The 14,394-nt window shown below is 70.1% G+C and carries 14 protein-coding genes; 13 read left to right on the top strand and 1 reads right to left on the bottom strand.

Going from position 1 to position 14,394, the window contains the following annotated elements:
- The first annotated feature begins 61 nt into the window (after positions 1-61).
- From D8Y23_RS04840 to D8Y23_RS04820, 5 genes are all read left to right on the top strand, one after another.
- Entirely contained in the window at positions 62-1,159 is a 1,098-nt protein-coding gene (locus D8Y23_RS04840) for a WxL protein peptidoglycan domain-containing protein (RefSeq protein WP_128217038.1), read from the top strand.
- Positions 1,160-1,161: 2 nt separating this feature from the next.
- Positions 1,162-2,007, top strand: coding sequence for a hypothetical protein (locus D8Y23_RS04835; protein ID WP_164878142.1), 846 nt, complete (start codon positions 1,162-1,164; stop codon positions 2,005-2,007).
- On the top strand, positions 2,004-2,963 hold the full coding sequence (locus tag D8Y23_RS04830; RefSeq protein ID WP_128217036.1) for a sortase: 960 nt from the start codon (positions 2,004-2,006) through the stop codon (positions 2,961-2,963). The genes D8Y23_RS04835 and D8Y23_RS04830 overlap by 4 nt, the downstream gene beginning before the upstream one ends.
- A gap of 224 nt (positions 2,964-3,187) precedes the next feature.
- Complete coding sequence (locus D8Y23_RS04825) at positions 3,188-3,982, top strand: phosphate ABC transporter ATP-binding protein (protein ID WP_205796860.1); 795 nt, start codon at positions 3,188-3,190, stop codon at positions 3,980-3,982.
- Positions 3,983-3,992: 10 nt separating this feature from the next.
- Positions 3,993-4,826: a hypothetical protein gene (locus tag D8Y23_RS04820; RefSeq protein WP_128217035.1), complete on the top strand. Its 834-nt coding sequence runs from the start codon at positions 3,993-3,995 to the stop codon at positions 4,824-4,826.
- A 34-nt stretch (positions 4,827-4,860) separates the two neighbouring features.
- Here the strand turns inward: D8Y23_RS04820 and D8Y23_RS04815 are convergent, their stop codons facing one another.
- A complete protein-coding gene (locus tag D8Y23_RS04815; RefSeq protein ID WP_128217034.1) occupies positions 4,861-6,258 on the bottom strand; it encodes a threonine/serine ThrE exporter family protein in 1,398 nt (465 codons plus the stop codon).
- A 176-nt stretch (positions 6,259-6,434) separates the two neighbouring features.
- On the opposite strand from D8Y23_RS04815, the gene D8Y23_RS04810 reads away from it, so the two are divergent.
- From D8Y23_RS04810 to D8Y23_RS04775, 8 genes are all read left to right on the top strand, one after another.
- Entirely contained in the window at positions 6,435-7,721 is a 1,287-nt protein-coding gene (locus D8Y23_RS04810) for an aspartate kinase (RefSeq protein ID WP_128217033.1), read from the top strand.
- 79 nt (positions 7,722-7,800) lie between these two features.
- Positions 7,801-8,379, top strand: coding sequence for a DM13 domain-containing protein (locus tag D8Y23_RS04805; RefSeq protein WP_128217032.1), 579 nt, complete (start codon positions 7,801-7,803; stop codon positions 8,377-8,379).
- A gap of 65 nt (positions 8,380-8,444) precedes the next feature.
- Positions 8,445-9,515: an aspartate-semialdehyde dehydrogenase gene (locus D8Y23_RS04800; protein WP_128217031.1), complete on the top strand. Its 1,071-nt coding sequence runs from the start codon at positions 8,445-8,447 to the stop codon at positions 9,513-9,515.
- A 102-nt stretch (positions 9,516-9,617) separates the two neighbouring features.
- On the top strand, positions 9,618-11,090 hold the full coding sequence (locus tag D8Y23_RS04795) for a malate:quinone oxidoreductase (protein ID WP_128217030.1): 1,473 nt from the start codon (positions 9,618-9,620) through the stop codon (positions 11,088-11,090).
- Positions 11,091-11,097: 7 nt separating this feature from the next.
- Positions 11,098-11,703: a thymidine kinase gene (locus D8Y23_RS04790; RefSeq protein ID WP_128217029.1), complete on the top strand. Its 606-nt coding sequence runs from the start codon at positions 11,098-11,100 to the stop codon at positions 11,701-11,703.
- A gap of 40 nt (positions 11,704-11,743) precedes the next feature.
- A complete protein-coding gene (gene galE / locus D8Y23_RS04785; RefSeq protein WP_128217028.1) occupies positions 11,744-12,772 on the top strand; it encodes a UDP-glucose 4-epimerase GalE in 1,029 nt (342 codons plus the stop codon).
- Between the two features lie 66 nt (positions 12,773-12,838).
- A complete protein-coding gene (locus D8Y23_RS04780; RefSeq protein WP_128217027.1) occupies positions 12,839-13,573 on the top strand; it encodes a FadR/GntR family transcriptional regulator in 735 nt (244 codons plus the stop codon).
- Positions 13,570-14,391, top strand: coding sequence for a siderophore-interacting protein (locus tag D8Y23_RS04775; protein ID WP_128217026.1), 822 nt, complete (start codon positions 13,570-13,572; stop codon positions 14,389-14,391). The genes D8Y23_RS04780 and D8Y23_RS04775 overlap by 4 nt, the downstream gene beginning before the upstream one ends.
- Positions 14,392-14,394 lie beyond the last annotated feature (3 nt).

The raw sequence follows: 14,394 nt of genomic DNA, 5'->3' as shown, positions 1-14,394 counted from the left end.
CGTTCAGCCCCCGTTTCCGTTGCCGCAGTGCGGCCGTAAGCCTTCCCTGGGGAGATATACCGTGCAGATCTTCCGAACCGCGGTGCGCCCGAACGCCCGCTTCTCCGCCGCGATCGCGACCGTGGTCGCCGGTGCCGTGGCCCTCGGCGCGATGCTCGCGTCCGCTCCCGCACGCGCCGAAGACGCGGCTCCCGTCGACGAGATCGGCATCTCGGCTCAGCCCGTCAACGACGACGGACCGATCCGCACCCGGTTCGACTATCAGGTCGGTCCCGGCCAGACGCTCGAGGACGGCTACATCGTCAGCAACCGCGGAACCGCGGCTCAGACCTTCACCGTCTTCGCCACGGACGCCTTCAACACCGACGAGGGGGCGTTCAGTCTCCTCGACACGGGCGTCGCCCCCACCGACGCGGGCGCCTGGGTGAACTTCAGCGGCGAGTCCTCGGTGCAGGTGACACTGCAGCCGGGTGAATCCACGACGATCCCGTTCACCATGCGCGTGCCCGACGACGCGACGCCCGGCGACCACGCCGGCGGTCTCGTGGCATCCGTCCAGTCGCCCGACGGCCAGGTGATCGTCGACCGCCGCCTCGGAACGCGCCTGTACGTCCGCGTCCCCGGCGACCTCCAGCCGAACCTCTCCATCGCCGGGATCTCGGCGTCGTACACGCCGAGTTTCAACCCGTTCGCAGGCGAGACCACGATCACCTACACCGTCCGCAACGCGGGCAACGTCGCCCTGTCGGGGGACCTCAAGTCCGAGGTCCGCGGTCTGTTCGGCATCGGGCTCGCGACTCCCGTCGAGGAGGAGCTTTCCGAAATGCTCCCCGGCAGTACCCGCACGATCACGACGACGGTGTCCGGCGTGGGGCAGTGGCTGTACCTCAACCCCGCGGTGACGGTGTACCCCCAGGTCGATGAGACGGCCCCGAACCCGGGCCCCCTGCTGAGTGTCACGCGCGACACGGTGGTGTTCGCGGTGCCGTGGCTGCTCCTCGGGCTCATCGTCCTCGGACTGCTCATCTGGGGCGGCATCCGATTCAGCCGTCGTCGCAACGACGCCCGCGCCAAGGAGTGGATGGAATACGCCGAGGCGGAAGCACGGCGTAAGGCCGAGACCGAGCGCGAAGCCGTCTCCGCCGGTTCGGACGCGTGAGCGTGGTGCGGCTTCTTCTCCCGTCGAGTCGGTCGGCGCGTCGTCTCGCGGGCGCGGCGGTCCTGGCACTCGCGCTCCTCACCGCACCGGTGGCCGTGACCTCCGCGGCCGCGGCGGACGGACCCGTGCAGTGTCCGACGCCATCGCCGGCGGCCTCCGCCATCCCGACGAGCGGGGGAGTGGGGATCACCGCGCTGGTGTGCGGTCCGACGTCGGCCCCCTCCGGTGGCGGTACCGGCGGTTCCTCCCCGTCCGGTGGCCTGCCCACGTCGACCGGCTCCGGCTCGACGAGCGGCATCCGTGGGGGTTCGGGTTCCGCAGGCGGTGCGGGCACGCCCTCGGCGGTGGCGCCGTCCTCGCCCGCGGGTATCACCCTCGTCGACAGCGTCGATCTCGGTGGCATCCTCTCCGTCGGCGGGCTGTCCACCGGGAGCGCGCCCTCACTGAATCCGTTCGGTGGTGAGGTCCAGGTGTGGTTCACCGTGCGCAACACGTCGAAGTCGTCGATCGATCTGACCGCGGATTTCTGGATGGAGAACGTTCTCGGTCTGCGCCTGTCGAATGTCGACGGCGTGGCCGTTCCCGCCCTGAAACCGGGCGAGACCCGCACGATCAGCGCCGACCTTCCCGGGGCCGGCCAGTGGACGATCCTGACCGCGCACGCACGGGTCAACCCGCCTGCGCAGGTCGATGGGACCGAGCTCAGCCCGCTGACGCGTGATGCGACCGTGTTCGTCCTTCCTTGGCTCGCCGTGCTGTTCCTCGGGCTCGGGGCGGCGGCCGTCGTCATCGTGTCCCTCATCCGTCGCGCCGGCGCCGCGGTCGTCCCGGTGGCGGTGACCGCATGACCGTCACCGAGGAACCTCCCGCCGCGCGCCCGCTGCGGTCGCGTCGCGCGCCGTCCGTTCCGCGCCCGCCGCGCCGCCCGCCTCGCGAGAAGAAGCCCGCCCCGCCGCTCACCGCGACCGAGGCGATCGTCCGGGCCGTGGTCGCCCTCGCCGCCGTGTTCACGCTCATGTTCGTCCTGAACGTCACGGTGTTCAGCCACGTCCAGCACCTCGTCTCGCAGCAGCGCGTGGGGGACCAGTTCCGCGAGCAGTTGTTGGCGGGCACCGCTCCGGTGAGCGAGTACACGTTCGACGAGAACCTCCTGCCTGACGGCGCACCCGTCGGCATCCTCGAGATCCCGAGTCTCGGGCTGCACGAGGTGATCGTCGAGGGGACCTCCTCGGCCGAGACGGCGCAGGGCGTCGGCCATCAGCGGGACAGCATCCTGCCGGGCCAGGCGGGCGTCAGCTTCCTCCAGGGGCGCAGCGGCGCTTTCGGCGGTCCGTTCTCCGGCATCCAGTCGCTCAGCCCCGGGGATGCCATCACCGTGCGCACCGGCCAGGGTCTCCAGGAGTTCTCCGTCGTCGGTGTGCGCTACGCGGGCGATCCGACCCTGCCCAATCTCCGCGCCGGCGAGAGCCGACTCGTGCTCATGACGGCGCGCGGCGCGCCGTACGTCCCGACCGGCGTGGCCTACGTCGACGCCCGACTCGTCGGGACCGCTCAGCCGCGCGGGGCGCGCGTGACCACCGTCGCCGCGCTGCCGCAGGAGCAGCGTCCGATGGCGACGGACACGACGACCGTGTGGGCGCTCGTGTTCGCCATCCAGTTCCTCATCGCGGCCGAGCTCGCCGCCGTCTGGGCTTTCCGGCGGTTCGGTGCCCAGCGCACCTGGATCGTCTTCGTGCCGGTGCTCCTGCTGGCCGGTTTCCTCGCGGCCTACCAGGTCACGCTTCTTCTCCCGAACCTCCTCTGACCTTGCGAGAGGCATCCATGTCCGACGACATCACCCGCGTCATCGGGGCGACCCCCGATCCGACACCGCCCGGGCCCGTGCTGCCCGCCCCCGCCGCGCCGCACGATGACATCACCACCGTTGTCGCCCCCGTGGCCGCCGAGTCGCTGCGCCGCAACCGCGCCGGGAGCTACCCTCCACCGACCGGGGTCCCGGCGGTGGCGATCGAGCCGGCCCCGCAGGAGGTGTTCTCGTCGCAGGCGCCGCTCGCGACGCTCGAGGCCCGTGGCGTCACCGCCTGGTTCGGTGATCACCAAGTGCTCGACCGAGTGTCGCTCACGATGCCCGCCGGCCAGGTCACCGCGCTGATCGGACCGTCCGGATGCGGGAAGTCGACGTTCCTGCGCATCCTCAACCGCATGCACGAGCTCGTGCCCTCGGCATCCCTCGCCGGTGAGGTGCTCCTGGACGGCGACGACATCTACGATGCCGGTCGTCGCCTCACGGATGCCCGCAAGGACATCGGCATGGTGTTCCAGAAGCCCAACCCGTTCCCGGCCATGTCGATCTACGACAACGTCCTCGCCGGACTCAAGCTCACGGGCGTGCGGGCCAGCCGCGACGAGAAGGACTACCTGGTCGAGCGCTCGCTCACCTCGGCAGGGCTGTGGAAGGAGGTCAAGGACCGTCTCCGCGCCCCCGGCGGTGGTCTCTCCGGCGGGCAGCAGCAACGCTTGTGCATCGCGCGGTCGCTCGCGATCAAGCCGAAGGTCCTCCTCATGGACGAGCCCTGCTCGGCCCTGGACCCGACCTCCACGCGCGTCATCGAAGAGACGATGGGCGAGCTGCAGCACGAGGTGACGATCGTCATCGTCACGCACAACATGCAGCAGGCGCAGCGCGTGTCGCAGCAGTGCGCCTTCTTCCTGGCATCCCAGGGTCAGCCCGGTCATATCGTCGAGCACGGCGACACCGAGGCGATGTTCGACGCACCGGTCGACCCGCGCACGTTCGATTACGTCAACGGTCGCTTCGGATAAGGGCACGGGGATGACTCTCCTCGAGGATTCGACCGCGGTCGTGTCGCACCCGGCGCCGGCCCCCGCGGTCGATGAGCCCCCCACGTCGTCGTTCCCGACGGCACGGGTCATCCTGCTCATCGTCGCCCTGCTGGGCCTCACCGTCGCCGCGGTGCTGATCGGAGAAGCCATTGCGCGCGCCGACGTCGAGCGTTCGGTCGAGGCGAAGATGCGCACCGTGATGTCGCTGCCCGAGAGCCAGCACGTCGGGGTCGCCGTGGAGGGACCGGTGCTGCTGCAGGGCATCGTGAACCGGTACGAGAACATCCACGTGTCCCTGCCGAATGCGCCGTTCGTCGGGGCGGCCGCCGACCTCACGGCGACTCTCATGGGCACTCACCTCGACAATGCCGGGCAGTGGGTCCCCGAACGCACGACCCTGGTGGCCAGCCTCAACGCGGCGCAGGCGACGGCGTTCTACATCCCTGAGGACGCCCGCGGGAGCATGCAGGTCGGCTTCCGAGGAGCGGACATGACCATCGAGATGACGATGTCCTCCACCGGGACTCGCGTGCCGATGAGCGTGGCGGTGACTCCGTCCTTCGAGAGCGGCTGGCTGAGCACCACTCTGTCGTCGGTCACGGTCGGCGGCACGACGATCTCGCGAGACGACGTGCGGGCGAGATTCGGCGACGAGGGTCTCGCGACCACGCAGACGCTGCCCGTGTGCGTCGCCGAAGGCATGCCGCGAGCCATGACCGTGCGCGAGGTCGCGGTCCGCGACCAGCGCCTGCGGATGGACGTCTTGATCGACCTGGATCTCTGGGACACCCCGGAGGGCGAGCAGCCCGGCTCCTGCCTCTAAGCGGTGCTCGAGGACGCCCTGCCCTGACCGGACGCTAGCGCCGCGCCCGCGCCCGTGCGCGCACCACGCCCGACAGCGTCGCCCGAACGGGCTGGCCGAGGTAGATGCCCAGCGAGGCGCCGACGGCGAGGGCGATGCCGATCGTCGCCGCGCCCGCGAGGGTCGTGACGCCCGTCATCAGCACGGCGGGGTCGTCTCCGGACTCCACGATCCCGAGGAGCCCGCGGAAGACGGCCGCTCCGGGCACGAGGGGGAGGATCGCGGCGGTCGTGATCGCCACCGACGGCACGTGGAGGCGATAGGCCACGACGACGCCGATGAAGCTGGCCACGAAGGCTCCGACACCGCTGGCCGCCGCGACCTCGAAGCCAACGGCCGACGCGCCCGTGTAGCCGACCCAGGCCACCACGCTCAGGCCCGCACTGACGAGCACGATCCGTGCCCCCGCGCCGTTGTAGATCGCCACCGCGATCGCGATGACCGCGGCCCCGACGAACTGGACCGGAAGCGGTCCGAGCGGGAGCGCCATGGACGGCGGCGACATCCCGAGCCCGAGCACCCGCACGGTCTCCAGCCCCGCGAGGATCCCGAGCACCACGCCGAGCGTCTGCGTCGTGAGCTCGAGGATCCGCCCGGTGGCGGTGAGCGCGAAGCCGTCGATGGCATCCTGGGCCGCCCCGACCACCGTGAGGCCCGCGAGCATGAGCACGATCCCGGATGCCACGATCACCGACGGGCGGATCTCGGTGGCCGCGTCGAGCCCCGTGGAGCGCAGCAGCGGAGACAGCGCGGCGACCACCGTGATGACGAAGCCCCCCGCGATCTGCGCGAAGAAGTACGGCACGCGCGCCCGCGCGAGCAGGGACTGCGTCGTGGCGGCGAGAGCGGCGGCGACGAAGGAGAGGATGAGGGCGAGCCAGTTCGCACCGAACATGATCGCCACGCCGAGTGCCAGCGTCGCCTGCGCGGTGACGACGGCGGACGGGCGGTAGCGGAAGGGGAGCCGGCGGATGGCGCGGCACCGGGCGATCGCGGCCTCGAGATCGAGGCCGTCGGTGATCTCGCTCACCAGCGCCTGCAGCCGCTGCAGCTTCGCGTGATCGGGCACCGACCCACGGACGACCCGCAGCAGCGTCGTCGGGTGCACCGCGCCGGGGAGGCTGTGCGCGATGGTGATCGAGTTGTAGGTGACGTCGACGTGGACGGGGTCCAAACCGTAGGCCCCGCAGACACGGACGATCGTTAGGGTCACTTCGTTGGCCGGAGCGCCCACGACGAGCATCGTCTCGCCGATGCGGATGGCGAGGTCGAGGATGCGCGTGGCCAGGCCCTCGTCGATGACGGTGAGGAGCTGGGTCTCGGGGGCGAGGGTCTCTTCACTGTGGACGAGACGGCGCAGCGACGACAGCCATCGAGCGGGGGTGGGGGACATCCGGATCGCTCTCGGGAGACAGGGGGATGGAACGCCACGATCCTATCCGCGGGCAGCTGCCCGCTCCCCGCATGGCGGCGGCGGCATGCGGTCGCCTCTAAGATGAACCCTCGGGCGCGGCATCCGAGCGCCCCGTCGTGGCATCCCGACGCCCGACCCTCCCGGGAGTTCCTCTTATGGCGCTGATCGTCCAGAAGTACGGCGGTTCCTCCGTCGCCGACGCCGAGAGCATCAAGCGCGTCGCCAAGCGCATCGTCGACACGCGGCGCGCGGGCAACGAGGTCGTCGTGGCGGTGAGCGCGATGGGCGACACTACGGACGAGCTTCTCGACCTCGCCGGTCAGGTGGCGCCGATCCCCGCACCGCGCGAGCTCGACATGCTGCTCTCCAGCGGCGAACGCATCTCGATGGCGCTGCTGGCCATGGCGATCCACTCGATGGGCTTCGAGGCGCGCTCGTTCACCGGCAGCCAGGCCGGCATGATCACGGATGCCACGCACGGCGCGGCCCGCATCGTCGATGTGACGCCCGTACGCCTGCGCGAAGCGCTCGACGAGGGCGCGATCGTCATCGTCGCCGGCTTCCAGGGCTTCAACCGCGACACCCGCGACATCACCACGCTCGGTCGCGGGGGATCCGACACCACCGCCGTGGCGCTCGCCGCGGCCCTGAACGCCGATGTGTGCGAGATCTACAGCGACGTCGACGGCATCTTCACCGCCGACCCGCGCGTGGTGCCGATGGCCCGCAAGCTCGACCGCGTCGGCAGCGAAGAGATGCTCGAGCTCGCCGCCAACGGTGCGAAGGTGCTGTACATCCGCGCGGTCGAGTACGCCCGTCGCCACGGCGTGCTCATCCACGCCCGGTCCACGTTCAGCTCGGGCGAGGGCACGTGGGTGCTCGACGCCTCGAAGAAGTCCCCGCTCGTCCCCGAGGGAGCCACCATGGAAGAGCCCATCGTCGCCGGCGTCGCCACCGACCTCAGCCAGGCGAAGATCACCGTCATCGGCGTGCCCGACGTTCCGGGCAAGGCCGCCGACATCTTCAAGATCGTCGCGAAGTCCGGCGCCAACGTCGACATGATCGTGCAGAACGTCTCCGCCGCCGCGACCGGCCGCACCGACATCTCGTTCACGCTCCCCAAGACCGACGCCGCGACGGCGCTGAAGGCCCTCGCGGCCGAGCAGTCCGAGGTCGGGTTCGAGAGCCTCGTGCACGACGACCAGATCGGCAAGCTCTCGGTCGTCGGTGCGGGCATGCGCACGCACTCCGGCGTCTCGGCGACGCTGTTCGAGGCGCTGAGCCTGGCGGGCGTCAACATCGAGATGATCTCGACCTCCGAGATCCGGATCTCGGTGGTCGTACGCGGCGTCGATCTCGCCGAGGCCGCGCGCCTGGTACACACGGCGTACGGTCTCGACGGTGACGCTGAAGCGACCGTCCACGCCGGCACCGGTCGCTGACGGATTCCGCGGTTCTCTTCTCAGCGCTCTCGAAGGGGCGCCCGCTACTCTTCGCCCAGGGCGGAGGAGAGGACGCGGGATGCCACGCTCGGGAAGCGGTCGACACCGGCGGTGGTGGTGGATCGGCGGGGGAGCGCTCCTCGTCGCCGCCGTGATCGCGGGACTCGTGTTCCAGCCCTGGTTGCTGTTCGTCGACGTGCGCGTGGAGGACGAGATCCCCGCGGCAGCGACCCCCGTAGCCTCGGCCCCCGTCGCGTCGGAGCCGGCGGCCGAACCCGTCGACGTCGTCACCCCCGAACCGCCCGCCGGTCCCGTCGATCTGCTCACGGGGTCGCTCATCAGCCACGAGCACGAGACCAGCGGCCAGGTGCGTGTGATCGAGAACCCCGACGGCTCGCGTCAGCTCGCGCTCGTCGGACTCCAGACGACGAACGGGCCCGACGTGCACGTGTGGTTGAGCGCCGGCCCCGTGGTCGAGGGCCGCGACGGCTGGTTCACCGCGGCCGGATACGACCACATCGATCTCGGCCCGATCAAGGGCAACCTCGGCGACCAGCTCTACGACATCCCCGCGGACGCCGACCTGTCGGTGTTCCGTTCGGTCGACCTCTGGTGCGTGCAGTTCGGCGTCTCGTTCGGCGCGGCCGCGCTGGCGTGAGTCCGGACCGGCGTGTCGCGGGCCGCTAGAATCTGGATCTCACCCACGAATCCCGAGGACCTCGCATGACCCGCATCTCCGATTCCGGAATCTCGCTCGCCGTCGTCGGCGCCACCGGCCAGGTCGGCTCCGTCATGCTGGAGATTCTGGGTGAGCGGTCGTTCCCGATCCGTGAGCTGCGCCTGTTCGCCACGGCGCGCTCGGCGGGCACGTCGCTCGACTTCGGCGGCCACTCGATCGTCGTCGAAGACGTCGCCACGGCCGATCCCGCCGGGATCGACGTCGCGCTGTTCTCGGCCGGTGCCACGGGCTCGCGCGCACACGCCCCCCGATTCGCCGACGCGGGCGCGCTCGTCATCGACAACTCGAGCGCCTGGCGCATGGACCCCGAAGTGCCGCTCGTGGTGAGCGAGGTCAACCCGCACGCGATCGCCGAGGCCAAGAAGGGCATCGTCGCCAACCCGAACTGCACCACGATGGCCGCGATGCCGGTCCTCAAGGTCCTCGACGCCGAGGCGGGGCTCGAGCGGCTCATCGTCAGCACCTATCAGGCGGTTTCGGGGTCCGGGCTCGCCGGTGCGCAGGAGCTGCTCGGCCAGGTCGAGGGTGTCCTCGCGCAGGGCGGTGTCGAGCGGCTCGTCCGCGACGGCTCGGCGCTCGACTTCCCCGAACCCGAGAAGTACGTCGCGCCCATCGCTTTCGACGTCATCCCGTTCGCGGGCAACCTCGTCGACGACGGCCTCAACGAGACCGACGAAGAGAAGAAGCTGCGCAACGAGAGCCGCAAGATCCTCGAGCTCCCCGACCTCCGCGTCGCGGGCACGTGCGTTCGCGTCCCCGTCTTCACCGGGCATTCGCTGAGCATCAACGCCGAGTTCGCTCGCGACATCACGCCCGAGCGCGCGCGCGAGCTGCTCGCGGAGGCCCCCGGGGTCCGCCTCGAAGAGGTGCCGACGCCGCTGCAGGCCGCCGGCACCGACCCGAGCTACGTCGGCCGCATCCGCGCCGACCAGTCGGCTCCCGAGGGCAGGGGACTCGTGCTGTTCATCAGCAACGACAACCTCCGTAAGGGTGCCGCGCTGAACGCCGTGCAGATCGCCGAGCTGGTCGCGCAGGAGCTTTCCGCGCGCGCCTAGGCACCTGGCATCCGGATGCCGGCGGCCCGGGGTTGTCTCGATATCGAACCGACGAATCTCTCGATGTCGAGACACCTCGTACCCCGCACCTAGAATCGACGGGTGACTGAAAACGTCGACGTTCTCCTCATCGGGGGCGGCATCATGTCCGCCACCCTCGGCACGATGCTGAAGGATCTGCAGCCCGACCTGAAGATCGCCGTGCTGGAGCGTCTGAGCGACGTGGCGCAGGAGAGCTCGAACGCCTGGAACAACGCCGGCACGGGCCACGCGGCGCTGTGCGAGCTCAACTACATGCCCGACACGGCGAACGGCGAGCTCGATCCCTCGAAGGCCGTCACCATCAACGAGCAGTTCCAGCAGAGCCGGCAGTTCTGGGCGTCGCTCGTATCCGAGGGCGTCCTCGGCGAGCCGTCGACCTTCATCAACCCCACGCCGCACATGACGTTCGTCCGGGGCGAGAAGGACGTGGCGTACCTGCGCCGCCGTTACGAAGTGCTGAAGCAGCAGCCGCTGTTCGCCGGTATCGAGTACAGCGAGGACTCCCGCGTCATCAACCAGTGGGCGCCGTTGCTCATGCAGAAGCGCCGCAAGGGGGAGCCGTTCGCGGCCACGCGCGTCCCGGCGGGCACCGACGTGGATTTCGGGTCGTTGACGCGCCAGCTCTTCGACGGGCTCCGCGAGAAGGGCGTCGAGGTCGTCACGAACCACGAGGTCAAGAAACTCAAGAAGCGCAAGGACGGCCGGTGGGACGTCTCCTACCGTCACACCATCGGTCACACCCCGGGTTCGATCACCGCGAAGTTCGTCTTCGTCGGCGCCGGCGGCTGGGCACTGAAGCTCCTGCAGCGCTCGGGCATCGACGAGATCAAGGGCTACGGTGTGTTCCCCATCGGCGGGCAGTGGCTGAAGACCTCCAACCCCGCGATCGTGGCCCAGCACAAGGCGAAGGTGTACTCGCAGGCATCGGTGGGTGCGCCCCCGATGTCGGTGCCGCACCTCGACACGCGCGTCGTCGACGGCGAGACCTCGCTGCTGTTCGGTCCGTTCGCGACGTTCAGCCCGAAGTTCCTCAAGAACGGGTCGATGCTCGACATCGTCACTCAGGTGCGCCCCCACAACATCCTTCCGATGCTGAAGGTCGCCATCGACAACCCGAGCCTGCTGAAGTACCTCATCAGCGAGCTGCTCAAGAGCCACGCGAAGAAGGTCGAGAGCCTCCGCGAGTTCATGCCGACCGCCCGGGCCGAGGACTGGGAGTTGCTCGATGCCGGCCAGCGCGCGCAGGTCATGAAGCGCGACAAGGACAAGGGCGGCGTACTGCAGTTCGGCACCGAGGTCGTTACCTCCGCCGATCACTCGATCGCGGGTCTCCTCGGCGCCTCGCCGGGGGCCTCCACCGCCGTGTCGATCATGCTGGGCCTGATCAAGACGTGCTTCCCCGAGCGCATGCCCGAGTGGGAGCCGCGCCTGCGTCAGCTCATCCCGAGCTACGGCGAGACGCTGAACACGCGTCCCGACGCGGCGCGCGCCGAACTGGATGCCACGGCCCAGGCGCTCGGGATCAACGCCTGAGCCGTCCATGGCGAAGCTGTACTTCCGCTACGGAGCGATGAACTCCGGCAAGTCGACGGCGCTGCTGCAGGCAGCGTACAACTACGAGGAGCGCGGGCAGCGGGTCCTCCTCGCCAAGCCCGAGATCGACACGAAGGGTGCCGATCAGATCGACAGCCGTCTGGGGGTCTCGCGCACGGTCGACTTCCTCGTCGCACCCGACGACGACCTCCGTGCCGTGTTCCACGAGGCGGCCGGGAAGGCGCCGGTGGCGTGTCTGCTCGTCGATGAGGCGCAATTCCTCACCGCCGAGCAGGTCGACGACCTCCTGCGCATCGCGGTGCTCGACGGCATCCCGGTCCTCGCCTACGGCATCCGCACCGACTTCCGCACGGACGCCTTCCCGGGTTCCGCGCGCCTGCTCGAGATCGCCCACAGCCTGGAAGAGCTCAAGACCATCTGCCGGTGCGGTCGCAAGGCCGTGTTCAACGCCCGGCTCGTCGGCGGCCGCTTCGTCTTCGACGGCGATCAGGTCGCGATCGACGAAGGTCGGATCGCGGGCGAAGTGACCTACGAGTCGATGTGCGCGGCGTGCTACTTGCGGGAGTCCGGCGGGCGGCTCGACGGACGCTGAGCCGCCCGCCGGCGTCGGCGGCGGCCGATAGCCTGAGAGCATGCGCGTACTTCTGGCCGGCGGTGCCGGTTACATCGGAACCCATACCGCCGTCGCCCTCCTCGAGGCCGGTCACGACGTGGTCCTGCTCGACGACCTGTCGGGCACCCACCCCGTCGCCGCGGAGCGGGTCGAGCAGATCACGGGTAAGCCCGCTCCGCTCGTCGTGGGCGACGCGGCCGATGATGCTGTCGTCGCGAGCGTGTTCGACGAGCACGGGCCCATCGACGCGATCGTCCATCTCGCTGCTTTCAAAGCCGTCGGGGAGTCGACGCAGAAGCCGCTGGAGTACTACGCCAACAACCTCGACTCGACGTTCGCGTTGCTGCGTGTGGGCATCGCCCGTGGCATCCGCTCGTTCGTGTTCTCGAGCACCGGCACCGTCTACTCCGACCCGGCCGATCTGCCGTTCACCGAGGAGTCGACGACGAGCGTCGACCTCTCCAACGCCTACAGCAAATCCAAGCGCATGAACGAGGTCGTTCTCGCCGACGTCGCCCGAGTGAACCCCGACCTGAACGTGACCGTGCTGCGCTACTTCAACCCCGTCGGCGCGCACCCGTCCGGGCTGATCGGCGAAGACCCCGCCGGCATCCCGAACAACCTCATGCCGTTCGTCTCGCGCGTGGCGATCGGCACGCTCGACGAGATCGGCGTGTTCGGCGACGACTACGACACCCCCGACGGCACGGGGCTGCGCGACTACATCCACGTCGTCGACCTCGCCGAGGGACACGTCGTGGCGCTCGAGCAGGCGCAGCCGGGGCATCAGGTCTTCAATCTCGGCACCGGTCGCCCCGTGAGCGTTCTCGAGCTGGTCGCCTCGTTCGAGAAGGCGGTCGGCCGCGAGCTTCCGAAGAAGTTCCTCGCCCGCCGTCCCGGCGATGTCGCGGCGACCTACTGCGACCCCACCAAGGCGGCCGAGGTGCTCGGATGGCGCACGCGCCTCGAGATTGACGACGCCTGCCGCGACTACTGGAACTGGCAGACCCGCAATCCCGCCGGGTACGCAACCCCCGCAGACGCCTGATCGGTCGTGCCTAAGGTGGTGTGGTCAGGCCACACGACGTCGCCTGTCGTCCGTGGAGGGGGCACCGTGCCGGATTCCGAACTGCGTGCGTGGCAGGTCGTGCTGGAGCGCATCGAGAGCGACCTGCGGGAGGGGCGTCTCGCGCCCGGCGCCCGGCTGACGCCCGAGCGCGAACTCGCCGCCCAGCTCGGCGTCGGGCGCTCCAGCGTTCGCGAGGCGATTCGCGTGCTCGAAGTCCTCGGTGTCGTGCGCACCGCAACGGGGTCGGGCCCGTCATCGGGGGCCATGATCGTGACGACGCCGCGCGGCGGGCTCGCCGCGTTCCTGCGCCTCCAGGTCGCGGCCAACGGCTTCCCCCTCGCCGACGTCGTGCGCACGCGCATCGTGCTGGAGTGCGACATCGCCGAAACGCTCGCACACACCTCGGCCGACCTCGCCGAGGTCGACGGCATCCTGGATGCCATGGACGCCGACGCTCTGCGGCGCGAGGAGTTCCTCGCGCTCGACGCCCGCTTTCACCAGGCCCTTGCGGAGGCGTCGGGGAACGCCGTGGTCGCGGCGATGATGGCCGGACTCCGCAGCTCGATCGAGTCGTACACGCAGGCCGGGGCGGCCGTGCTCGACGACTGGGAGGGGACGTCCGCGCGGTTGCGGTCCGAGCATCGCTCCATCGTCGATGCCGTCGCCTCGGGGGACGCCGCGGCGGCGCGCGACCGGGTCCGTGCGCACATCTCGGGATACTCCACGCAGGTCGCCGAGGCGCTGCGCGCGAGCGATTCGGTGGGAGTGGGTGCCGCGTGAACGACCGTCCCGCGCGCCCGCCGCGTCCGCAGCACGTTCTCGAGGTCGTCTCGACCGAGCGACTGACGCCGCACCTGGTGCGTGTCCACGCCCGGGGAGCCGATCTCACCGCGTTCCGCGAGAGCCCGCACACCGACCGCTACGTCAAGATCACCTTCGCCAAGCCCGAGCTCGGGCTCGAGCCGCCCTACGACCTGGCGGCTCTGCGCGAAACCTTGGCACCGGGCGACCTCCCCGTCACCCGCACGTACACGGTCCGCCGCGTGGCGGGCGATGAGCTGGCGATCGACTTCGTCGTGCATGGCGACGAGGGCCTCGCGGGTCCGTGGGCGGCCCGGGCGCAGCCCGGGGATCGGCTCGTCGTGTCGTCGCCGGGGGGAGGGTACGCGCCCGACCCCGCGGCATCCTGGCATCTGTTCGCCGGTGACGAGTCGGCCCTTCCCGCGATCGCGGCGTCGCTGGAGGCGCTCGGCGCGGACGCGCGCGGGACCGCGTTCCTCGAGGTCGCCGGCGTCGCGGACGAGGTGTCGCTCGCGGCTCCCGCCGGGGTCGAGATCGTGTGGCTGCACCGGGGCGATGCAGCGGCCGGCACCTCTCGCGTGCTGGTGGAGGCCGTCGCGGCCTGGCCGGTACCCGAGGGGCGCGGACAGGTGTTCGCGCACGGGGAGCGCGAGGCCATGAAAGCCCTGCGCGAGCTGTTCTTCATCGACTGGTCGCTCGACCGGTCGCAGGTGTCGCTGTCGGGTTACTGGGCCTACGGCCGCACCGAGGACAGGTTCCAGGCCGAGAAGCGCGAGCCGATCGGCAAGATCCTCTGAGCC

The sequence above is a fragment of the Microbacterium enclense genome (assembly GCF_004022425.1).
Taxonomy (GTDB): domain Bacteria; phylum Actinomycetota; class Actinomycetes; order Actinomycetales; family Microbacteriaceae; genus Microbacterium; species Microbacterium enclense_A.
This window is presented reverse-complemented; position numbering and strand designations above follow the sequence as displayed.

Excerpts from the sequence above, each read along its gene's own strand:
- D8Y23_RS04815 (WP_128217034.1), bottom strand. The coding sequence starts at position 6,258 with ATGTCCCCCACCCCCGCTCGATGGCTGTCGTCGCTGCGCCGTCTCGTC.
- D8Y23_RS04830 (WP_128217036.1), top strand. The coding sequence starts at position 2,004 with ATGACCGTCACCGAGGAACCTCCCGCCGCGCGCCCGCTGCGGTCGCGT.
- D8Y23_RS04805 (WP_128217032.1), top strand. The coding sequence starts at position 7,801 with ATGCCACGCTCGGGAAGCGGTCGACACCGGCGGTGGTGGTGGATCGGC.
- D8Y23_RS04800 (WP_128217031.1), top strand. The coding sequence starts at position 8,445 with ATGACCCGCATCTCCGATTCCGGAATCTCGCTCGCCGTCGTCGGCGCC.
- D8Y23_RS04820 (WP_128217035.1), top strand. The coding sequence starts at position 3,993 with ATGACTCTCCTCGAGGATTCGACCGCGGTCGTGTCGCACCCGGCGCCG.
- D8Y23_RS04810 (WP_128217033.1), top strand. The coding sequence starts at position 6,435 with ATGGCGCTGATCGTCCAGAAGTACGGCGGTTCCTCCGTCGCCGACGCC.
- galE (WP_128217028.1), top strand. The coding sequence starts at position 11,744 with ATGCGCGTACTTCTGGCCGGCGGTGCCGGTTACATCGGAACCCATACC.
- D8Y23_RS04790 (WP_128217029.1), top strand. The coding sequence starts at position 11,098 with ATGGCGAAGCTGTACTTCCGCTACGGAGCGATGAACTCCGGCAAGTCG.